The sequence below is a fragment of the Gluconobacter cerevisiae genome (genome assembly GCF_015244675.1).
GTDB lineage: Bacteria > Pseudomonadota > Alphaproteobacteria > Acetobacterales > Acetobacteraceae > Gluconobacter > Gluconobacter cerevisiae.
Genome location: NZ_JABCQO010000014.1, coordinates 18,078 through 40,721, shown reverse-complemented (window position 1 = coordinate 40,721; position 22,644 = coordinate 18,078). Strand labels below are relative to the sequence as shown.

At 55.4% G+C, this 22,644-nt stretch carries 17 protein-coding genes; 11 read left to right on the top strand and 6 right to left on the bottom strand.

What is annotated here, in order from left to right:
- The first annotated feature begins 132 nt into the window (after window positions 1-132).
- The 5 genes from HKD21_RS12925 to HKD21_RS12905 all read left to right on the top strand — a co-directional run bounded on the left by HKD21_RS12925 (window position 133) and on the right by HKD21_RS12905 (window position 8,584).
- Window positions 133-1,815, top strand: coding sequence for a hypothetical protein (locus tag HKD21_RS12925; RefSeq protein ID WP_194256039.1), 1,683 nt, complete (start codon window positions 133-135; stop codon window positions 1,813-1,815).
- A gap of 102 nt (window positions 1,816-1,917) precedes the next feature.
- Window positions 1,918-2,856, top strand: coding sequence for a glycosyltransferase family 2 protein (locus HKD21_RS12920; RefSeq protein WP_194256038.1), 939 nt, complete (start codon window positions 1,918-1,920; stop codon window positions 2,854-2,856).
- A gap of 441 nt (window positions 2,857-3,297) precedes the next feature.
- Entirely contained in the window at window positions 3,298-4,788 is a 1,491-nt protein-coding gene (xylB, locus tag HKD21_RS12915) for a xylulokinase (protein ID WP_194256037.1), read from the top strand.
- Window positions 4,789-5,347: 559 nt separating this feature from the next.
- Window positions 5,348-7,171, top strand: a complete 1,824-nt coding sequence (locus tag HKD21_RS12910) for a hypothetical protein (protein WP_407646577.1) — start codon at window positions 5,348-5,350, stop codon at window positions 7,169-7,171.
- Window positions 7,172-7,291: 120 nt separating this feature from the next.
- Window positions 7,292-8,584, top strand: a complete 1,293-nt coding sequence (locus HKD21_RS12905) for an MFS transporter (protein WP_194256035.1) — start codon at window positions 7,292-7,294, stop codon at window positions 8,582-8,584.
- 59 nt (window positions 8,585-8,643) lie between these two features.
- Here the strand turns inward: HKD21_RS12905 and HKD21_RS12900 are convergent, their stop codons facing one another.
- On the bottom strand, window positions 8,644-9,255 hold the full coding sequence (locus HKD21_RS12900) for a YceI family protein (protein WP_194256034.1): 612 nt from the start codon (window positions 9,253-9,255) through the stop codon (window positions 8,644-8,646).
- A 37-nt stretch (window positions 9,256-9,292) separates the two neighbouring features.
- Window positions 9,293-10,111, bottom strand: a complete 819-nt coding sequence (locus HKD21_RS12895; protein WP_407646576.1) for a DODA-type extradiol aromatic ring-opening family dioxygenase — start codon at window positions 10,109-10,111, stop codon at window positions 9,293-9,295.
- 100 nt (window positions 10,112-10,211) lie between these two features.
- Here HKD21_RS12895 and HKD21_RS12890 point away from each other — a divergent pair, with 100 nt between their 5' ends.
- A complete protein-coding gene (locus HKD21_RS12890; RefSeq protein ID WP_194256033.1) occupies window positions 10,212-11,123 on the top strand; it encodes a LysR family transcriptional regulator in 912 nt (303 codons plus the stop codon).
- 19 nt (window positions 11,124-11,142) lie between these two features.
- Here HKD21_RS12890 and HKD21_RS12885 read toward each other — a convergent pair whose 3' ends face one another.
- From HKD21_RS12885 to HKD21_RS12875, 3 genes are all read right to left on the bottom strand, one after another.
- Window positions 11,143-12,831, bottom strand: coding sequence for a M28 family metallopeptidase (locus HKD21_RS12885; RefSeq protein WP_194256032.1), 1,689 nt, complete (start codon window positions 12,829-12,831; stop codon window positions 11,143-11,145).
- Window positions 12,832-12,845: 14 nt separating this feature from the next.
- Entirely contained in the window at window positions 12,846-14,405 is a 1,560-nt protein-coding gene (locus HKD21_RS14410) for a hypothetical protein (protein WP_228121477.1), read from the bottom strand.
- A 69-nt stretch (window positions 14,406-14,474) separates the two neighbouring features.
- Complete coding sequence (locus HKD21_RS12875; RefSeq protein ID WP_194256043.1) at window positions 14,475-16,601, bottom strand: M3 family metallopeptidase; 2,127 nt, start codon at window positions 16,599-16,601, stop codon at window positions 14,475-14,477.
- Window positions 16,602-16,815: 214 nt separating this feature from the next.
- Here HKD21_RS12875 and HKD21_RS12870 point away from each other — a divergent pair, with 214 nt between their 5' ends.
- The 4 genes from HKD21_RS12870 to HKD21_RS12855 all read left to right on the top strand — a co-directional run bounded on the left by HKD21_RS12870 (window position 16,816) and on the right by HKD21_RS12855 (window position 19,190).
- Entirely contained in the window at window positions 16,816-17,151 is a 336-nt protein-coding gene (locus HKD21_RS12870) for a hypothetical protein (protein ID WP_194256031.1), read from the top strand.
- Between the two features lie 65 nt (window positions 17,152-17,216).
- Window positions 17,217-17,720 carry a hypothetical protein gene (locus tag HKD21_RS12865; RefSeq protein WP_194256030.1) on the top strand — a complete coding sequence of 168 codons (504 nt, stop codon included), beginning with the start codon at window positions 17,217-17,219 and terminating at the stop codon, window positions 17,718-17,720.
- Window positions 17,721-17,811: 91 nt separating this feature from the next.
- Window positions 17,812-18,561: a C1 family peptidase gene (locus tag HKD21_RS12860; RefSeq protein ID WP_194256029.1), complete on the top strand. Its 750-nt coding sequence runs from the start codon at window positions 17,812-17,814 to the stop codon at window positions 18,559-18,561.
- Window positions 18,558-19,190: a hypothetical protein gene (locus tag HKD21_RS12855; protein WP_194256028.1), complete on the top strand. Its 633-nt coding sequence runs from the start codon at window positions 18,558-18,560 to the stop codon at window positions 19,188-19,190. The genes HKD21_RS12860 and HKD21_RS12855 overlap by 4 nt, the downstream gene beginning before the upstream one ends.
- Here the strand turns inward: HKD21_RS12855 and HKD21_RS12850 are convergent.
- A complete protein-coding gene (locus HKD21_RS12850; RefSeq protein ID WP_194256027.1) occupies window positions 19,174-20,358 on the bottom strand; it encodes a serine hydrolase domain-containing protein in 1,185 nt (394 codons plus the stop codon). The two genes, HKD21_RS12855 and HKD21_RS12850, sit on opposite strands and share 17 nt — an antisense overlap.
- A gap of 230 nt (window positions 20,359-20,588) precedes the next feature.
- On the opposite strand from HKD21_RS12850, the gene HKD21_RS12845 reads away from it, so the two are divergent.
- Window positions 20,589-22,613 (top strand): DUF6311 domain-containing protein, encoded by a 2,025-nt coding sequence (locus tag HKD21_RS12845; RefSeq protein WP_194256026.1) that lies wholly within the window; start codon window positions 20,589-20,591, stop codon window positions 22,611-22,613.
- Window positions 22,614-22,644 lie beyond the last annotated feature (31 nt).

The following is a 22,644-nucleotide window of genomic DNA, read 5'->3' as shown; positions in this document are numbered from 1 at the left end:
TATCCTCAATCGCTTCACAGCGCTCGGAATCCCTCTCACACACGCGGTCGCGTAATGGAAAACTCTATAGCGGCCTCGTCACGCCAATAGACCGAATTGTGCAACAGAGCCCCGCTGAACCTGATCTGCCTGATGGCTTCGGTCTGGATTTTCGGTTCGCTGACACGGTTTGTGTTTCCCGAGATTCCCGGCGCCTCCTTTCTTGGAATGGGTGTCTTCCTGCTCTGCGAGATGGGACCGCCCAGCATCAGACAGGTCTGGAGTACACCGTGGACCAGCACGCTTGCCGTTCCTTTTATGCTTCTCGCGATCCTGTTCTGCCTGAAGTGGATCCGAAATCCTAAACCGTTATTCGCATTCGTGACTGGCCTTTCCACGGCCATCGTGGGAGGGGGGCGTCCAGTTGACGGAGCACTTCTTCTGGCTGTCTGTGGCGGCATCGTACTGCTCCATCTCATCCTCCGGCGCGATCCGCGCAGATCCTTCTTTGTCTGCGTCCTCGCCGTTCTGAGTCTTGGAGGAGGTGTCATTGCGGGTGCAATGCCGACGCTGATCCTCTATTTCTCGGTCTGGGGTCCACATCTGGCGCCCTATATCGTCAGCTCGCAGGCCGTAGGCTTCGATCTTGCTCTTCTGCCGCTGCACTGGGTCGAAATCATGGTTGCCCCGGAACCTGCTCTGCCCTCGGGATATGGCGTCATCCAGAGTCTACCTTTCGTCCTGACTGGACTGACGGGACTGATTTTTGCCGGTGCAATCTATCGGCGTCCGGTCGATCTTCTGGTCTTTCTGGCCGTAAGCAGTTCAACCATCCTCTATCTCGCCTACCGCGACCTTCACGCGCCGGGAATCTGGACGTATCATAATATCCACTATTTTAAATGGAGCCTCGGTTTCCTCGGTCTTTACAGCATCATCCTGTTACGGCTTGCAGTGTATAATCCGCGGCTTCTGTTTGCCATCGTGCCTGTTATGATGTTTTTCGTATGCTGGCGAGCTGTGCCCGTATCTTACGGACCGCGCGGCCATGTAGATAATGGCCATACCGCCGTTCTGGACGTTTCCGCCCTGCATGTGATGGATGCCATCATCCTGCCCGCAACGGGCGCGCCCGACCAGATGTATTTCGGTACACATTCCCTTTGGATCGGCCCCCATCAGGTCCTGCCGATTGCTGATTTCAAGGCATTTCCCATTCCGGGTGGCATGATGATCCAACCCCTGCGGACTTGGCCCATCGGCTCGCTATCCATTACGCCTGTGGACGGTATCGCCTTCACCGCGCCGGCACAGACAGGCCGGATTTTTCTGGAGCCGGGTATTCCCTGCTGGGGCAAGCTAGCCCCCTGGCAGTGCTCGGCTCAAACCATGCTGCCTCCCGTGCCGGTTCCCCCAGGTGAGACAATTACCATGACCTCTCCTCTGGGTCAGCAGGTCAGCACGGCGGGGTGGTTCGGGATAGAACCTGAAGGCCGGTGGATCGAGAACCGCAAGGGCACGTTGCGTTTCCATGTTCCCGTTCGATCCACTCTGACATTCATGCTGGATGCAAATGCGCTATGGAATGCTGGTATGCACCCGATGACATTTTCCGTGGCCGGACGTTACGGCACGCTTTGCGAATGGACATGGAAAGACGGCGAGCGACATCATGTGGACTGCACCGTTCCTGTAAAAAACATCGACAGCAGCGGTAGCATCACCCTTCTTCTGACTGTCAGGACCCCGCATTCCCCGGCGAGCGTTTTCCCAGGCTCTGGGGATACGAGGAAACTCGGACTGTTTGTCCATGATTTCGGATGGAAACCACTTTGATGGATGGCGGCTCCGTTCACAGTGTCGTTTTGCCTTTTGTTAGAATATCTGTAGATACAGACCCAATGATCTTTCATTCTGTGTTGCAAAAAATCTGAAACGATGAATTTTCCCGATACCCTACGCGTTGTGGTCCTCATTCCCTGCTATAATGAAGAAACCGCCATACCTCTGGTCGTCAGGGACTTTCAGGCTGCTCTTTCTGGCACTCCCATCTATGTTTACGACAACAATTCGTCGGACAAGACAGCAGAAGTCGCGCGCGCGGCAGGCGCGATCGTGCGAACAGAGACAATGCAGGGCAAGGGTCACGTCATCCGGCGTATGTTCGCGGATATCGAGGCGGATTTCTATATTCTGGTGGACGGTGATGCCACATACGAGGCTGCCGCAGCACCACGCCTTGTAGAACGCGCCTACCAAGACGGACTTGATATGGTGAACGGTGCCCGGATCACGAATCGGGAGGCCGCCTATCGTCGAGGGCATGTTCTGGGTAACCGGGTTCTCACCGGTCTTGTCACGGCCGTTTTTGGACGACGTCTGTCGGACATGCTTTCAGGTTACCGGGTTTTTTCGCGTCGTTTCGTAAAGTCGTTTCCTGCACTGTCCGCAGGCTTCGAGACCGAAACTGAACTGACCGTCCATGCGCTTGAACTGGCCATGCCGATTGCAGAAATCCCAACGACGTATATCGAGCGTCCGCCAGGATCATTTTCCAAACTGCGCACCTACCATGATGGGTTCCGGATTCTCAAAACCATTGTCAATCTTGTGAAGCAGGAACGTCCTTTCCTGTTCTTCAGCCTACTTTGCCTCGTCTTCTTTCTGTCTGGCGTTGCACTCGGTATTCCAGTAGTTCTGGAATTTCTTCACACCGGTATGGTTCCGCGTCTACCGACAGCCGTTCTCGCTACCGGTTTTGTCATGTTGTCAGCTTTGGCAGCAACCTGCGGTCTGATCCTTGATACAGTTGCGCTCGGAAGGCGTGAAATGAAGCGGATGGCCTATCTGAACTATCCTGCGCCTCCTCGTGCCTAGATCATCTCGACAAAAGACCTGATCCAAAGCCTTACGGTTATGTGAATGAGGAAATCTTGGAAAGATAAGGCCGCCATGTCGTAGCAAGCGATCGACGCATTCTTGCCTTAAAATTCCTCAGCACTGCTTGAGAATACTATGGTATTTGAGTTTGCTAGCGTTGTCGTCAAGAAGTTTCTACCTTTATGATTGGACAAGTCAAAATTCAGCATTGAACAACAAACAAATATTTATTTTAGATAATTCCGAATCAGAATAAAAATACTTTGTTACCCTAGAAATATTTTTCGAAAATATTTAATATCTTGCCTTACAAGTCGTCGACAGCACATCCTTACCGACCGTTCAAAAATGAAAAACCTTTCCCCTCACACAAAAGTGGCGCGCCACGACGTGCAAACGGGTCCAGACTTATTGCCCAATGAAATGGCGGGGCGGTAGATGTATATCGGAATCGATCTAGGTACATCGGGAGTAAAGGTGGTGCTCGTGGACGAGGCACAGCGTGTCTTGGCCTCAGAGACAGCAAAACTGGAGGTCTCGCGCCCGCATGAAGGATGGAGCGAACAAAACCCGGAGGACTGGCTCGCAGCTACGCTCGCCGCCATAGACGCGCTGGCAAAGGCGCATCCGTCCGAAATATCGCAGGTAACGGGCATAGGGCTGTCGGGACAACAACATGGCGCCGTGTTGCTCGACGGCGAGGGCAAGGTGCTTCGGCCTTGCATATTGTGGAATGATACGCGAGCAGAAGCTGAGTGCGCTGTATTCGAGCAGCGCTTCCCCGCGAGCCGCGCGGTGACGGGCAACATCGCCATGCCGGGCTTCACCGCGCCAAAATTGATCTGGGTGGCGGAGCACGAAAAAGACGTTTTCGCAAAGACGCGTCTCGTACTTCTGCCCAAAGCATGGCTACGCTTTGCCATGACGGGAGAGACGATCGAGGACATGTCCGACGCATCGGGCACGTTATGGCTGGATGTCGGACGGCGTTGCTGGTCAGAAGAGGCTCTGTTGGCGACTGGGCTGTCATTGTCTCATATGCCGGAATTACGAGAAGGAAGCGAAGCTGCTGGCGTTCTCAAACCCGCACTGGCACAGCGCTGGGGAATGCGAAAGGCCCCCATTTTTGCGGGCGGCGCTGGAGATAATGCGGGTGGAGCGGTTGGGCTGGGCGCCACCAAGCCGGGTGACGCCTTCCTCTCGCTCGGTACCTCCGGCGTGGTATGGGTGACGACAGATTCGTATCGCGGTGGTGGTCGAGATGCGATTCATGCGTTCTGTCATGCTGTACCTGGGGTATGGCACCAGATGGGCGTGACGCTCTCGGCGGCAGCGTCGCTGGCGTGGTGGTCGCGGGTGACAGGTATGAAAGAGGCAGCGCTTCTGGCCGAGTTGCCTGAAGAGCCAGTGGGTCCTTCCCCCGTCCTGTTCGCCCCCTATCTTTCGGGCGAGCGCACGCCACACAATGACGGAGCGGTACGGGGCGGCTTCGCACTCCTCTCGCAGGACACGACCCGTGCGCAGATGACACAGGCTGTGCTGGAAGGCGTCGCGTTTTCGTTCCGCGATGCATTGGAAGGGTTGAGGGCGTCTGGTTCTGACGTAACGGAGGCATCGGTAATCGGCGGTGGGTCGCGCAGTGCCTTTTGGGTGAAGATCCTCGCCTCAGTGCTGGGAATTTCCTTGCATCGTTTGACGCATGGAGAGACAGGGGGCGCATTCGGCGCAGCGCGATTGGCGCGTCTGGCTGTAACAGGCGAGGATGTAGAAGCAGTATGCTTACCCCCCGAGCGCGCGGATATTGTCGTTCCCGATGTGTCGCTGCGTCAGGCGTATGATACTGCCTATGCGGGATACCGCGCGCTGTATCCTGGTCTTGCAGCAGTGAAAACAGCATCTTCGAAAAAGAAAGAAGGTATCGTCCACTGATTTCGGAGCTGATGGGCTTTAATGGATGGTTCTGCTTGCTGAATCAGTCATGATGAAAACATGCTGTCAGTCTATAAGTGGTGCAGGAAAAGTTTGCTGAACAGGCGTTGCGGTGTGCGCCATATTTCTTTCCCCAAAACGGCGAATCCGGAGCCGATCGTGCCGGCTGAGTCTTGAGCCTGAATTTGCGGTCCCCATTGCAAGCGTGTCGTATCGATATAAGCTTGGATGATATTTTTCCTCTCCTACATCCGAGCCAACGGGAGATTGATATTCATGCCAAGCCCATCGCCTGATTGCCCTCAACCAATTCCTACATAGGTTGCATTCAGGAATAATACGTCTAAAAAACAGTTTGCATCTCTTAAAAATACAAACATATTGATCCAAATCAATATTTAAACTTCTGCGACCGCGTAAGTATTCTCTGCGACTGTGTCAGCCGATAGCTCTTGCGAGACGCGGACGTGAGACATGGTTGAATGTGCAGAAAGGATAAAATGTGTTTCCTTTTGGTGGCCTGAAGATCGTAGGGCAACATCTGCCCAGACGGTGCAGACTGCTATTGAGTGCTGCAATTTTCATCGGGGGATCCACGACGGCATTTGCCCAAAGCACTGACGACCAGGAACTGGCCGCCATCAAAGCCGAAATGCGCATGCTGGAAGGCAGGTTGCAGGCTATAGAGGAGCGTCGACATGCTACGACAACTTCACGAACAGTCCATCCCGGCACCATAAAAACATCTTTTGCGGCCCACAGTATGACAGCAGGGTCTGAAAAAAAACGCATAGCGATGCCTCCATCACCTCATGGAACCGGGGCTATACCGGTCTCAACGACAGGCATTTCTCCGACCAGCGTACCTGCGGCTTTTACTCCCGCCCCTGCCCCCACGCATCAGACACCACCGCCGCTTTTTCAGTGGTTGGGAAATCAGCATAACGAAGCTCACAGAACATCCATTGACCTGACGTCATCCAGCCCACTGGCAATCACACAGACGGAAGTGGATCATCTTCCGCCCGTTTTCCAGATCGGCAATCTGACCGTTCGCCTCGGCGGATTCATTGATTTCTCCAATATCTGGCGAAGCTCCAACCTGACCAGCGGACCGGCAACGGCGTGGAATGCTTTTCCTTATGCCAACAGTCCCAATCACGGATTGAGCGAAGAGCGTTTCTCGGCACAGCTCACGCGTTTCTCCACCCTTCTGGAAGCAAATCCGACCAAAGCCGTTCGCCTTCAAGCCTATGTCGAAGCCGATTTCGGTGGGTCCGGAGGCACGACGAACAGCGTGCAGATCAACGGCTACACCCCTCGGCTACGTCAGGGTTACTTCACCTTCACTGAGAAGGACTGGGGCGTACATGTTCTCATGGGACAGGCATGGAGCCTGACAACCAACTACGCCAAGGGCGTCATTCCCCGCCAGGAGCAGCTTCCTGCGGTTACGGATAACAACCAGATCCCAGGCATCACCTTCACCCGTGTTCCACAGATTCGCATCGCCAAGGACTGGGACAAGAAGTACTGGCTGGCGCTGTCAATTGAGGACCCTCAGGCTACAGTTGGCTTTTCGGATGCTCTAAGTTCAGGCGGCACGCTTCCGGCAAGCTATGGGCGACTTGCAGGACCACGCGTCTTTTACTCCAATGCAGGGGGTGTATTGCTGAATCCCAACACGCAGTACAGTTACAATCCAGCGCCCGACATCGTTCTCAAGACGGCTGTTGATACGTCTTTCGGACATTACGAAGTCTTTGGACTAGCCCGATGGTTCCGAGGGCTGATCCAGCCCGCAGGTGAGAATCACACCCATAAAAGCACCCAGTTCGGTGGCGGTGTGGGTGCTGGCATGACCGTCCCTCTCGGAACGGACAAGCTACAACTGACAGGTAACGTACTGGCAGGTCAGGGCGTGGGGCGTTATGGACCGACCCTCATTCCCGATACGACATTCGACAAAAACGGAAATCCCAGCCCTGTCCCGGAAATCATGGGTTCTCTCGGGCTTGTCGGCCATCCGGCGCGCTCAGTTCTGCTTTACACCTATGGGGGTGTGGAAAGTGCGGGACGTCGCACCTATCTGGGCGCGGACGGAATCCAGCACGGCTATGGCGCAACAGACCTGAACCTCTCCGGCTGCGAATACGAATTCGGAACATGTTCCGCTCAGACGAAAACATTAGCCTCCCTGACAACGGGCGGCTGGTGGCATTTTCTGGACGGTCATTATGGCAGCGTCATGGGAGGACTTCAGTACACTTATATCCGGAAATTTGCCTTCAAGGGTAATGACGGTGCAGGCCATGCCGTCGATCCCACGACTTATGGACATACAGTGTATGTGACATTCCGTTACTACCCGTTCCAGCAATAATATCAGGTGAAATATTCATAACCCCTGAAAAATAACCTCCTTTCCCCAATTAAGCCGTCGCGCCACTCACGATCATGCTGTCCGGTCTGACTGACCGTCCATGACATACTGGAGAATTTCATGTCTGGTACATCACCTCAGGCGGCTTCCCAGCCCCTGAACCCGTCACCGGCGCAACCACAGAAACTTCAGCCGCTCTACGTGCTGTCATGGTTCTTGTGCGCGCTTTTCTATTTCTATCAGTATGCCATCCGCTCTGCTCCCGGGATCATGCAGGATGAACTGACCCAGGCCTGGGGCAACAGTCATCTTGGCCTGATGATCGCATCTTATTACATTGTTTATGCGCTGATGGCGCTTGCCGTGGGCGTGCTGCTGGACCGGTATGGCGCACATGCGATCATGCCGATGTTCATTGCCGTAACAGGTGTCGGGTGCCTGATTTTCGGTCAAGGCAGTCTGGTCGCCGGTATTGGCGGCTATATCATTCAGGGTATTGGCGCGATCTGTGCCTTCGTGGGGGCGTCCTATGTTGCGGCGCGGTATCTTCCGGCCCGGACGCTGGCTCTTTTCGTGGGGCTGACGCAGTGCATGGGCATGGCAGGCGCCGCTTTCGGCTCCAAACCGACCCGCATCCTGATTGATCCGCACGGCTCGTTCCATCTCCCCTGGCAGTCCGTCTGGCTGGGCTTCGGGGTTATCGGTCTTCTGCTGGCCGTCGCCGTCTTTTTCGTCATGCCACGCGATACCGGAGACAGCGATCACCATCACGGCGACATGTCCGTTGGAAACCTGCTGCGTCCTTTCAAAATCATTTTCTCCAACCCACAGAGCTGGATCGCGGGACTTGCGGGCGGTCTGCTGTTCGTACCGACGACGATCGGCGCACTGGGCTGGGGTGCTCTGATGCTCAGCAAGGGCGAGCATACGACGATGGGTTTCGCAGCCACGGACGTCTCGATGGTTCCCATCGGATGGGTTATCGGCTGCCCGCTTCTAGGCTGGATTTCCGACAAGATCGGTCGCCGCAAACCCGTTCTGATCGGGGGCGCAGTGGTCCTGCTGGCAGCGTCGCTCTGTGCGCTTTACGTCCCGGTCGGCGTTCTGCCGCACTATTCCGTGGCGCTGATCATGGGGATCGCATCGGGTGCCGCCATGATCCCGTTCTCTTCGATGAAGGAAGTCAATCCGCCCGAGGTCAAGGGAACAGCCGCAGGCGTCATGAACTTCCTCGTTTTCGGCACGACCGGCATTATGTCTCCGCTCGTCTCCGCCCTGATGGGCAAAACGGCGCCCGAGACGATGGAGCAGTTCCATACGGCTTTCCTGCCGCTGGTCATCGGGATCGGAATTGCCATTGTTCTGGGGTTCTGTCTCAAGGAAACTGGCTGGAAAGTCCGCAAGGCTTCCTGAGTGTTTCGGACAGACGAAACAAAAAAACGGCCCATGGAAATGGGCCGTTTTTTTGTGTGTTACTTTGCAGCCGTCTTTTCAAACGCTCCGGCAATCGTCAGCGTCACGTCATCACCGACATAGGGAACATATTTCTTCACCCCGAAATCGCTCCGATGGATCGTTGCCTGAGCCTGAAAGCCAACCGTATAAGTCTTGTCCATCGGATTGACCCCCGCCCCCACGAAATGGACGTGCAAAATTTCGGGATGCGTCACGCCATGTAGCGTCAGGTTACCAGTGACCAGCGCTTCATCCGCACCTGTCTGGCGAACCTGCGTCGAGACGAACGTTGCCTCCGGATATTTCGCAACATCGAACCACTCGCTGTTCTTGAGTTCATCCGTCAGAACCGTGCTCGTCGTCGAGACACTTGAAACCGGAATGGTCACGTTCAGATGCGAGGCATCGGGATGAGCCGCATCAAGCTGGAGCGTTCCTGTAACGCCGGAGAACTGACCGGAATAATAGGTGAAACCAAAATGCAGAACGGAAAATCCGATCTGCGTATGGCTGCTCTCGACCGAATAGGCGCCCGACGGCACGCTTGCTGGCGTGGCAGCGAAAGCGCTGGAAGACAGAAGTGCTGCGGCGAATACTGCGCCGACGCTCTTGAGAAAATATGTGTTCATGAGTTTGCGATCTTTCATGTGTGAAAAGGTAAAGGCGTCAGCCGAACCGGAAACCCGACAGGGCTTTTCCCATAATGACATCGCTATAATCGCGATGCCCCGTATCAGTTCCCGCGGCTCCAGCGGCAAACATCAACGGCAGGAGATGTTCAGGCTGAGGATGGCAATCTTGTGCAAAAGGTGCATGCTCCCAGTCCACAAGACGACTTCTGCGAAGGTCGGAGGGCGCTTCGACAGTGTTCTGAAGCCAGTTATCAAATGCAACGGACCGACCATCTGAAACAGCATCAGGCCGCATCAGATAACGCATGTTGTGATACGTCATGCCGGTGCCCACCAGCAGAATGTTTTCACTCCGCAAAGGCTCCAGAAGCTGCCCAAGCTGCAGGACATCCGCCGCGTCCATCGTTCTGGGCAGGGAGATTTCCACGACCGGGATACTGGCATCCGGAAAGGCCAGCATGAACGGAATGAACACCCCATGATCCAGCCCTCGGTTGGCATCTGCGGCGCAGTCGACCCCTGCATCCTTCAGAAGACCGAGCACTTTTTCCGAAACATCAGGGGCACCCGGCACAGGATATTCGAGTTGATAGGTATGAGGAGGGAAGCCATAATAGTCGTAGATCAATGACGGATGAAGGGCGGACCCAATACGCATTTCGTCCGTTTCCCAATGTCCGGACATGACAACAATGGCGTCCGGCCGACGAGGAAGCGTTCCACTGACAGAGCGAAGATAAGCGGCCATGCGGTCCCATGTGTTGCCCCACTCCATGAAGAAACATGGGCCGCCACCATGCGGCAGAAAGAGAACAGGCTGTCGGCTCTCCTGATTGTCCGGCGTCATCTTCATGGCCTCCCTCATCCTTCGGCAAAGCAGATGTTGCCATCATGCGCTGGAAAGAATAATTCCCTGTTTTAGAAAATGATCTGACACCAGGAGTGTGAGATAAATGCTCGATCGTTTCACCAGCATGCAGGTGTTTGCAAAAGTTGTGGCTCAGGGAAGCTTTTCCGGAGCGGCGCGCGCACTCGGCCTGTCCCAGACGATGGTCACGAAACATATCGCTGCTCTGGAAAGTCGGCTTGGCATCTCGCTGTTTCACCGCAGCACGCGCAGGCTTTCCCTGACGGAACCCGGACGCCTGCTGCTGATCCACACCCAGAAGATCCTCACGGATCTTGAAGAAATGGAGCAGGAAGTCTCCGCAGAAAATCAGGAGCCCCGGGGCGTTCTACGTCTGAATGCGCCGGTCTCGTTCGCTATCCGGCATGTCGGCCCCATCATGCCGCAATTCAGCCAACGCCACCCCCTCGTTACGGTCGAACTTGGGCTTGATGATCGAAGGATTGATCCGATCACGGAAGGATGGGACCTGACCCTCCGTATCGGGCGAATGCCGCCAAGTGCATTACGCTCACGCCCTCTGGCCCGGGTAGATTTCGTGGTCTGTGCCGCACCATCCTATCTTGAACAGCATGGCACGCCTCACACCATTGCCGAACTTCAACAGCATCAATGTCTGGGCTACACACTGGGCCAAGAGATCGGTGCTGCCCGCTGGAGCTTTGGCCCGAAAGGCGAACGGACTGTCACGGTCAGCGGGCCGATGAGCGCCAATAATGGCGATATCTTGCGAGAGGCCGCCGTTGCGGGACAGGGGATCATTTATCAGCCGCTTTTCATCGTCTCAGAAGAACTGAAATCCGGCAGCCTCGTGCCGCTGTCACTGGACGTGTCCACGATGACAGGGCCGGAACTGCACGCAGTGTATGCCCCGACGCCTCATGTCCCGCTCAAGATCCGGGCGATGATCGACTTTCTGTCAGAACAGTATGGGCCGGTCCCGCCTTGGACACTCTGACGGAACCGGCAAAGACGCGTTAGTGAACGGTCGAAGGCGCAGTTTTCTGGCGGATCGCTGCGAATTCCGAACCGGCACTCCACTGCGGCCAGTCATGCGAGAACGCCACGTCATGCCCGACCTTCCAGACGGCCCAGACGTCCTGCGCAGCGCCCCTGACATCCCAGTCCGGGCTCCAGGCATCACAGGCCTGATGATAGCAAGCCATATAAGCCGTCAGCCATTTCCCGCCCGCTTCCGTCCCGCCTTTCACGAGATCAAACTTCCCGGCCATATCCATCACCGCGAGAACCGGTACACCCGCGCGTGCAAACGGCAGATGATCGGCGCGATAGAACGCCCCGCGCTCAGGCATCGCTTCCGGCTGGGTCGTGCGCCCCTGAAGGGCCGCAGCAGCAGCGAACTGATCCTGCAACGTGTTCTGCCCTGCCCCAATAATGAAGGCGTTATGCGCAGGCCCAGCCATCTGAAGAACATCCATCGTCAGGTTGGCCGCCGTCTTATTCAGCGGGGCTAACGGATGGGCCACATACCAGCCTGAACCCAGAAGACCCCGCTCCTCGCCCGTCCAGGCTACGAAACTGACCGTCCGATCGGGTTTCGGTCCAGCTTTGAAAGCCCGGGCGATTTCAAACAGCGCCGCAATGCCGGAGCCATCGTCAATCGCACCGCGCCGAATGACCGTGTTGCCTTGGGCGTCCGTGCTTTTGCCGTAAGCATCCCAATGCGCGCCGAACATGACCGTCTCGTCCGGATATTTCGCACCCGTGATCTTCGCGAGTACGTTCTGGCTCTTGAGGCGATCAACCGTGACCGGAAGATCGGCGGAGAATGCTGTATGCTCCAGAGTGACCGGTCGGAAATCCTCCGAACGCGCCTTGATGCGGAGCGCTGCAAGATCCAGACCCGCCTGACGGAACAGTGCATCTGCGGCTTTCCCCTCAAGCCAGCCCTGAACGGGCACGGGGCGGCTTTCGCTGGCCGTGTGTTCCACGTCATAGGCTTCACCGCCCGGCGCCACGACAGTGCTCCAGGGGTAGGAAGCCCCTGCCGTATCATGGACGATCAGAGCCGCAACCGCACCACGACGGGCAGCTTCCTCGTATTTATACGTCCAGCGCCCGTAATACGTCATGGTCTTTCCGCCAAAGCGCCCGGCCACGGGCTCGCCGGGAGCGGCATCGAAATCAGGGTCGTTCACAAGGAAGATCGCGACCTTGCCCTTGAGATCCACGCCTTTGAAGTCATCCCAGTGCCGCTCCGGCGCATGGGCACCATAGCCGACAAAGACCATCGGCGCGTTTTTAACCTTAAGCCGATCCTCAGGCAGCAGGGTTGAAAGATAGATATCTTTGAACTGGACCAAGGAGAGCGTCTTGCTGCCCGTATGAGCGGCAATCGATCCCGTCGCCCCCGTTCGGGTTCGGAGCATGGGAACATCCTGCGTCCATCCCCCGTTTTCCCCGGCAGGCTCAAGTCCCAGCGCTTTGTATTGTTCGATCAGCCAGGGAACCGTGATCTTCTCCCCATCTGTTCCCGGAGCACGGCCTTCGAACCGATCCGAAGACAGGACTTTCATCGTCTCCGACATGCGCGACGGACTGATATCGGCAGAAGGGTCTGCATATCCCATGACGGGGGTTAGCAAAGCGGCTGTCAGCACAGTTGCAAGAAAGAGAATGCGGCGGGAAGAGGTTTTCTGCTTCATGACAGACGATACTTTCAATGGATATTTTGAGACCGTAAGGCCGGGTCTCCGGCTTCTAAGGCGTCACGCTCCAACCGGTCGCGGCGGACATAGACACTCTTTTCAACCGGATCGCGCTGATAGTCGCGCGCAAGAATTTTCAGAACGCAGGGCATGTAATCTGCTGCGCTCCATCGCCCCCAGACACGATAATCGTCAAAATATATGACGGGCGGAAGGTCACGTGGAAGATCCACGCATAAATCACGCTCATATCCAAACCAGGGATGGCGGGCATAGTCTGCTTCCCACGGAAGATATTCATGGTATTTCTTCATGGAAAGACGACCGGCATAAATATAAACATCCGGATTATACGGAATAACCAGAATACGTTCCTGCGGCCCGGAATATTTCTGAATGACTTTGACAAATCCGACAGTCGCATTTTCATGAATGGGATGGAATCCAGCCTGCCGCTGCTGCGCACGATTCATTCCATAAGGCGAGGACGTCGCCTGCCGCACGCCCAGAACAAACATGAGGCAGAACAACCCTGCGATCAAAGCTCCTACGACCTCGCGAGACTGCGTCACCCGCATCAACATCAGAACGCAAAGCGTAAGGGCTCCCATGACGAATGCACCATCCTGAAAACCAAAGGCACCACGCACCTGTGTCATGAGGATGCCGCCCAGAAGCAGCAGGACAGCCACCCTGTGCCGGGATGTCACAAGCAGAAAAATACTGCCGCAATAAAAACAGATCGTCGCCAAGGACTGAACGAGAGCCTCATGCTGAAGAGAGGGGATCAGACTCAGCACCAACGGCTTCAGGCCAACATCGATATAAGGTGCGTAATAGAACTGGTTTGCAACGAAATGATAGGCGATCATTCCTCCCAGATCGCCATAGAACAACATCCACACCAGACAGGCCGCAAGCGCTCCTCCAGCCCCAGCTACAAGGTTAGGAATAATGCTTTTCGATCCGCGACGACGAGTAGCCAAAGCAGACAGAGACAACAGAATAGCAGTCGGAGCAAAAGAATAGGCTGTCAGAGGTAAAAGTGCGAGACAGGCACCTGCACATCGCGCCTGCCAGCGTCCGATGTCTTCTCCGAGCAAAAGCGGAAGAGCCACAAGGGCTATCACACCGCCAAGAAGATCTCCGCCAACGGTCCAGTAGCTGTCCATGTTGAAAGCCTGAACGGTCCATTGGGCACCCATCGCAGCAAACCACATGCCAACAGCAAGATACCGTGCAGAGTTTTTCTGAAGTGCAGGAGAGCAGAATACTGCGACAGCGGCTCCTATCGTGCAGAGGATAGGAACAAGACGCATCAGATAAGCGGAGTGGAAGTCAGCAAACAGACCGACACACCATGACAGAATAAAAATCAGGGGACCATGAGCGTCGATATAGTCCCGATACAGGACATCACCTTTCGCTAAGGCCAAACCGCCCAGAATATGTCCGGATTCATCTCCGAAAGAAGGCGTTCCAAAACCATAAAATGCCTTGAGAGCAAAATACAGCACACCCAGAATAGCGAAGAGTGGGCCACAAGACGACAGGACGTTCATTCTGCGCATGGACACCGTCTATTCTACGCCTGGCATGAAAAATTGGGAAGGAAACTGTAGTTCCCTTCCCGACTGCGATTACTTACCCGTTTCTGGAACAAGCCCGCGATGCACAAGCATCGGAGTGATGTCAGGATCTTTGCCGTAGAAAGCTTTGAACATGGGACCGTAATCCATCGTATGTCCCTTGGAGAGGATCATGTCGCGAAAGCGCTGTCCATTTTCGCGCGTCAGACCCCCATGATCCTGAAACCAGGCGAATGCGTCCTGATCCAGCATTTCAGTCCACAGATAGGCGTAATATCCTGCAGAATAACCATTGGACCAAATATGCAGGAAATTGCTGGAACGATAACGCGGCGGAACAACCGCAACGTCCAGTCCCGTGCTATCCAGTGCTTCACTTTCAAACTTGTCCACATCCTGGCGCGGAGCCGAAGCTGGCAGACCGTGCCATTTCATGTCCAGTTCGGCCGCGGCAACGATCTCACCCAAGGCATAGCCCTGATTGAAATGCGCGGCCTTGCGGATTTTCTCGACCAGCGCAGCCGGCATTGGAGCGCCCGTTTTGTAGTGACGGGCGTAATGCGACAGGACTTTCGGATCCAGCGCCCAGTTCTCGTTGAACTGCGAGGGAAACTCCACGAAATCTCGTGCCACGCTGGTGCCTGAAAGCGACGGATAGGTCTGGTCTGCAAACAGACCGTGCAGAGCATGGCCGAATTCGTGAAACATGGTCGTCACATCGTCGGACGTGATGAGCTGCGGCTGCCCCGGAGCAGCCTTGGTGAAGTTGGCGACGTTATAAATGACCGGTTTCGTTCCCAACAGCTTCGACTGCCCAACGAAGTTGGACATCCAGGCACCGCCAGACTTGTTGTCACGCTTGAAGTAATCGAAATACATCAAACCAAGCGGTGATCCATCCTTGTCATGAACTTCGAACACCATGACATCCGGTTGATAGACAGGAATGTCCGTCCGCTGCTGGAATGTAATACCGTAGAGCTGATTGGCAGCGAAGAATACACCATCCGTCAGGACCGTCTTGAGTTCGAAATACGGTTTGATTTCATCTTGGTCGAGGTTGTATTTCGCACGCCGCACCTGACCGGAATAATATTCCCAGTCCCAGGGCTTCAGATCGAACTTGCCACCATCCTTGCGAATGGTCTCCTGAAGAACCGCTGCTTCACGCTTCTGTTCCGCAGCCGTGGCCGGGACAAGTTGCTGCATGAAGTTTTCCGCAGCTTCCGGCGTCTTGGCCATCTGGTCATACAGGGTATAGGCAGCAAAGTTCGGGTAACCGAAAAGCGCGGCTTTCTGCGCGCGAAGTTCTGCAAGCTCGGCGATCGTGGCGCGGGTATCGTTCTCGTCCCCTTTCTCCGCGCGCGTCCAGCTCTGGTCGAACAGGGCCTTTCGCGTATCCCGATTAGTCAAGGAGGACAGATCAGGCTGCTGCGTCGTGTTCTGAAGCGGAATAACCCATTTTCCGCTCAGTTTACGCTCCTGTGCAGCCTTGGCAGCGGAAGCGATCGCATTGGCGTCCATACCCGCCAGCGCTTTTTCGTTATCCACAACCAGCGCACCAGCCTTGGCACTCGCGATCAGCTTCTGTTCATACTGGGTTTCGAGATTGGACAGCCGCGTATTGATCGCACGCAGCTTCGTCTTGTCAGCCGCAGAAAGTTGCGCACCAGCGTGCACGAACTGCTGGTAATAGATGTCGAGAAGCTGAGCCTGTTCGGGGGTAAGCGTCAGCTTTTCCCGACGATCGTAAAGAGATTTCACACGCGCAAAGAGCTTGGCGTTCAGATAAACTTCATCTTCATGAGCTGTCAGGCGCGGGGCTTCTACGCTCTGAACCTTGTCCAACACGTCATTCGTATTGGCCTGATAGACGCCATCGAACGTCATCTGCACACGGTTGAGAGTCTGACCGGCCCGCTCCATCGCCCCAATGGTATTGTCGAAAGTCGGAACCGCGCGATTATTTGCAATCGCATTGATCTCGCGCAGATGCTCAGCCATGCCACGCTCGAACGCCGGGGCGTAGTCGCTGTCCTTGATCTGATCGAAGCGGGGTGCCTGAAAAGGCAGCGTACTCGCTGAAAAAAACGGGTTTGTTGCAGCCGCATGTGCTTCAGCCGAAAGAGAGAAAGCTGAAACCGCAACAACTGCGGCGAGCCTGAAATTGAAAACCATGAAATCGCCTGTGACATTCGTGATGATGCCGAACCGTATGGTGTTCACAGCGGATCGTCAAACACGAGCCCCAGCCTTGGGAAAAGATGCAAAACCAGTCAGTTGGTACTTGACGCCATTTTCTCCTTGGCGCGCGCGAACGCCCCTCCCTAGACCGTGAATGTGTGTTGGCACAGCCGCCTTCGGGGCGGTGTTTTCATCATCGGAGACAACAATGGACTGGACAGCGCTGTTCCAGACAATCCTGCCTTATCTGCCCGCCAGATATGCTGGCGATATCGTTTCAATCGTAACCTTCCTGATCGCTGCCGCTGCCTTGGCTCTTCGCTTCTGGAAACCGCCCTCCAGTACCTCGAAGCTGTTACCTCTTTTTCGTCTCGTAAGCGCCCTGGCACAGGCCAAAGGCTGGAACACCAGTGCATACCAGCCAGGAGCAAAGGCCATCATGGTGCCGGTCGGATCGTCACGTGCGAATGAGGCGGCAAAGCTGGGTCTGGATACGACATCGACACATCCAAAAACTGGCGGAATCCCTAAATCCGCCGAATGATTTTCAAAATTTTTCATTGATTGCAGCCGCCTTTCAGGCGGCTTTTTTTATATGTGGAGCATTTGATGATGCGTAATCGCTTTATTGCCCTGAGCCTTGGCACTGTTCTGCTCGTTTCCATGAGCGCCTGCACCACCACCGCGAATACGGCCTCGTTCAATACCGCTGCCCTGAGCAGCGATGCGGCGGCCATTGCATACGCGGTTCAGGCAATCGAAAGCATTCCCGAACTGGAAAACCACCTTTCCGCCAAAGACAAGGCAGAATTCGACAACCTGATCGCCCAGATCAAAAGCGTTTCGGCACAGGTTGCGGCCAATTCAAACGGTACCATTACGGTCACGACCGGAAAAGACTGGGCCAAGAGCCTCGGAACGGATTTGCAGACTCTGCTAACCATCGCAACGCCAATCGTGAAGGTCTACTCGCCGTCGACAGCGGGTTACATGTCCACAGTTTCTGCCATGATTCCGCTGATAGAAGCTCTTGCTGGCGTGACGGCCGCTCCCTTTGCCGCACCAACGGAAACGCCGGAACTGATCCGCGCCCGGATCTATCAGGGCGTCTGAACCGCAATCCAACTGCCCTGATATGGGAGCGGTTCGTCTGAACTGCTCCTTCCCGATGTTCCTGCCCCTGCTTCTCTGCTGGAGTTTCCCGATGTCCCGATGCCTTGGCAAACGCGCGCCCAAGCATGATCCACGCACCTATCGTCTGGCACCCATGCTGGCCTCACGCCTCCCAGCCGCTCCGGCGCAGAAGGATTGGTCCGCCGGAGTGCCCTACCAGATGTGGGGCAATGACCGGTATGGGTGCTGTGCTTTTGCAGCGCAGGCAGCATTAACGGCAACCTGGACCCAGGCTGCACAGGGGCTGGTCGTGCTCCCCACGAGCATGGTGCTGAACAATTACGCAGCTGTTACCGGTTTTGATCCTCAGACAGGCGCCCGGGACAACGGGACGGTACTGCTGGACGAACTGAATTTCTGGCTGCGCGAAGGCCTTCACCGACCAGGGCAGACACTCGATTACCTAACGGCCTATGGCACGATTGATCCGCAGGACTGCAACAGCATCCGTCGTAGCATCTGCTATCTTGGGGGTGTACTTGCGGGCGTTCAGGTTCCACAGGGATTCATGGATCTTCCCCTTGGCGCGACGTGGGACTGGAACACAATTTCCAATAGAACCCCGGTTGGCGGCCATGCCATTGCGTTGGTGGGCTATGATCCCGAAGGACTTTTCTTCAACACCTGGGGAACACGGACCTTCATGCCGTGGGATACATTCACGAAAATCGCTGACGAAGCCTATGGTCTGCTTTCGCGCCAGAACTGGGTCGGCATCCCCGGAACATCTCCAAATGGAGAAACGTTCGATGCCCTCCTTGCGGAAGTGAAGGGGTTATGAAAAACACCGCCTCCATAGGTCATCTCAGTCTCGCGATTGTGGCTACGGCGCTGCTGAACGGCTGCGCTGCTGGAACGGTTTCTCCCGTAACGATCAGTGAAGCCCTCTCTGGCATCCAGATGGACCTGACGAAAACAGGCGTCGTCAGTACGTCCCATGTTCAGGACTGGACGGCAGAACAGGAAGCCGCCTTCGACACGAATGTTCAAACCCTGCAATGCAACCAGCATGCCTCAGACCCGGTTGTGGCCATGATTTCCGGGCCAGTGGTGCTGTCGCTGTCTGGAAGTTTCGCATCCTCGGGCAGCTTTTCAGTTGGACATTCCGGCACGATGCCAGTTTTTGGCCTTCAGGCGGATGCGAGCCGCACAAAGACTCAGGACCTGACCCTCCCTGTCCAGTTCATCCCACTTTCAGCGCTGCCAGATGCAGAGATGGCACGGGAAGTAAATTACGCTGGAGCTCTTCTTGCTCAGAGCGATGGAGTTCGCGAAACTGAAGGACGACGGATCACAAGCAGCCGTGACGCACTGGCCCGCCATGTGCAGAAGCTGATTGGTCAGTTCTCTGGCACATGCCCCGAAGGCCCGACTCATCCTTTTGTGGGAACCTTTAAACGGGAGCGGTGAGGCCAAGCGCCCTCCCCGCTGCCGTAGCAACATCATGGCGCAGTCTTACGACGCTGTGTCCCCCCGCAGGATGAACCCTGTTTGTCAGGATCAGGACGTAGCTGTCACTGTCCGGATCGATCCATAATGATGTGCCGGTAAAACCGGTATGACCAAAAGAATGCTGGGAAAACACGTCGCCACGCGGGGAGGAATAATGGGTATTGATATCCCAACCCAGCCCCCTCAGATCCGTTTTCCCGGGAGGCTGCTGCGGCGTGGTCATGAGTACGAGTGTTTCCTGCCGCAGCGGAAAACAACTGGGACGTCCTTTCAGCCGGTCCAGAAGCGCCTGCGCGTAAATTGACATATCCTGCGCGTCCGAAAATAGTCCGGCATGCCCGGCCACTCCTCCCATCCTGCGAGCTGTCGGATCATGCACCACGCCACGCAGCATAACACCCTGTTCGTCATACTGCGTAGGAGCAATGAGAGGTCTTAGGCTGGAGGGCGGAAGGTAGCCGGACTCCGTCATCCCCAGAGGCTCAAGGATATTGAGGCGCACATACTGGTCGAGAGGCAATCCACTCAGCTTTTCAATCAGAAGTCCGAGCATGACATAGTTGATGTCGCTATAAACAAATTTTTCGCCGGGCGGATTGATCAGCGGAGACATCATGGCGCGCCGGACGCCCTCGGCCTTGCCAGTCCATGGATTATTCAGCGGCACATCGGGCGGCAGACCGGAATAATGAGTTAGCAGCAGACGGATAGTAATGATATTTTTGCCGTTACAGGCGAAATCCGGAAAATACTGGCTGACCCGATCTTCCAGACCTACTCTGCCCCGCTCAACAAACTGCATCACCGACAGAGCCGTCATGGTGGGTTTGGTCAGAGACGCCATATCGAAATGCGTGTCCCAGCTCAGAGGCTCAGAAACGGGAACAATCGTCCGCTTCCCATACACGAACCGGTGCACAATCTTTCCGTCATGTCCGATGACGACAACGGCGCCCGGCGCTTCCCCTTTTCTGACGGCATCACGAACCAGAACGTCCATTGCATCGAAAGACAATGCTGGCCGCGCACAGGCTCCAACCTGACTGAAACAGACCGCCGCACCACCCAGCAGGACATGACGCCGCTTCAGAGGAACGCATGTTTTTTTGGCGCATCTGTCTGACATATTCCTGCTTTTTACCTCTCTGATCCTGCGCCTGAAGAGTAGCCGGTTTTTTCGGGCACGCAACAGAATGGCCAGTAAGAAACCATCAGTCATGGTTTTGAAAAAGCTTCTCCTGTATGACGCCATTCGGTCCTGAAATAACCTTTCAATGCGAGTACCGTCATTTGTCTGAAAAGCGCCTGACCTTAAAGCCATCCACAAACAGGTTTGCAGTTTACACGCTGTCATTAATGTTTGGTCTTTTTCAGGCGCTGCAATGCTTTCCATTAGCGTTGATAGGCGGAAAGCTCCCAAACAATGTTCAAACAGGACGGGTAGACTTTATTCAGCACATCATTGGGCAGATCTATTTTCTGCGCCAAGGATGGCACTGGCCACTTCTACTGGACCAGAAACTGGATGTTCCTTCCGGCACCAATATTGCCCTGACGGACAGTATTCCTCTGGAAGCGCTCCTTCTGAAAATCGCTCATCCAGTCTTTCCGAACATGCTTCAGGGGATTGTTCTCTATCTCGCCCTATGCTGGACACTACAACCAGTCTGTGCAGTTTTTGCGTTGCGGTCTTTGGGTGAAAAACGATTAATCCCGGCACTGGCAGCCGCTGTTTTCGCTGCCTGTTTTCCAACTTTCATCTTCAGGATTGGGCATGCTGCCCTTTGTGGACAGTGGATTTTACTGCTCGCGATTGGTCTCTATTTCAGAGCTACACGACCCGGTTCAGGTTCTGGACCCGTCTGGCTGCTGGCGCTCCTAAATACTTTGACGCTTCTGGTCCACCCTTATCTAATGGTCATGACTGGTGCTATTCTCGGCGCTGCCCCTCTGACGCTCCTGCTGCGAGACAGAAACTGGAAAACCTGCGCGCCAGCTATGATCGCCACAGCGACGTCTGGAGTGGGCATTGTCGTTATAGGCTCAGTCTTGGGATACTGGGGCGGCGCGAGCGGCGGCGGCTACGGGTTCTACTCCATGAACCTCGCCTCTCCGTTCTGGCCAGTTCACTCCAGTCTTTTTCCTTCCGTTTCCTCCAGTCTCGTAGAAGCAACGGGCGGTCAGTATGAAGGATATCAATATCTTGGCGCTGGCGTATTGCTGGTCCTTGGAATGCTCCTGCTGAGCCGTCGAGGTATTAGGCTTCTCACACAACTTCCGAAACAGCATTCTGGCCTGCTTCTGGCCTGTCTGGCGCTGACGCTCATCGCAGCGTCAAACCGCATCTACTTTTTGCACGTTCCGGTTTTACTGACACACTTCAGGGTTCCAGGCGCAGAACAAATGCGGTCTTCAGGACGAATGTTCTGGCCGGTTGCCTATCTGATAATGCTCGGGGGTATTTACGGTCTTTGCCGTGCATGGCCCCGGGTATGGCCTCTCGTGCTGCTGGCAGGAATAGCACTTCAGTGGCAGGACACTCGCGACATCCGCTCCAGCGTTCATCAAACTGAGCTCGACCTTCTTGCGCCCCCGTCAGCCGAGAGCAGACAGCTTGTTTCGCTGATGCAGCCTTTCGACAGGATCGAAATCCACCCGCGTTTGGAATGCGATGGCGGTGACTCGCCTTATGTCATGCAGTTTTTGTATGTTGCCGCGCTAAAGAATGCGCCGGTTAATACGATGTACACGGCCAGAACGACGTCAGAATCTGCCTGCCTGCCTTCAGCAGAACAGCCTCACCCCTTGGATCGGCAGACTCTTATAATCCTGACCGGCGCCTCGCAGCGCCTTCAGGCCCTGCGCTGGAACAGCCTGCAACACGCGCAATGCGGCGTCAGGGACAAAGCCATGTTCTGCGTCGCAGCCGATGTGCCGCTTCCGGCAGGTCTATCCTCCCCGCCACCGCCCCCTGTCCTACCGATCGATCAGGAGATTGTTACGGCCGGTCGGCAACTTAAACATAACGAAATTCTCGAAAGTGGATGGTCCAACCCCGAAGACTGGGGCGTATGGAGCGAGGCGCCTGAAGCCAGTCTTTATTTTAATCTACCCACCGGCGTCCGCAGGGCAGGTCTCGTAATGCGGATGCACTCCACGCCCGGCACTCCCCAACACGTCCGGGTTCTCCTGAACGGCACGCAGATTGCCGAGTGGGACGTAAAACCCGAGGATGCCGATTACCAAACTGCGTTCTCCCTCCCTTCAGACATACAGGCTACAAGCCTGAAACTACAGATCAGCAATCCGGTTCAGATCGGACAGGACCCGCGCCTTCTCGGAATTGCGCTCCTCAGCCTCAAAGTCACCAAAATGGATTGAAAGCTTTGGAAAACCGGGCATAGTCACGCCC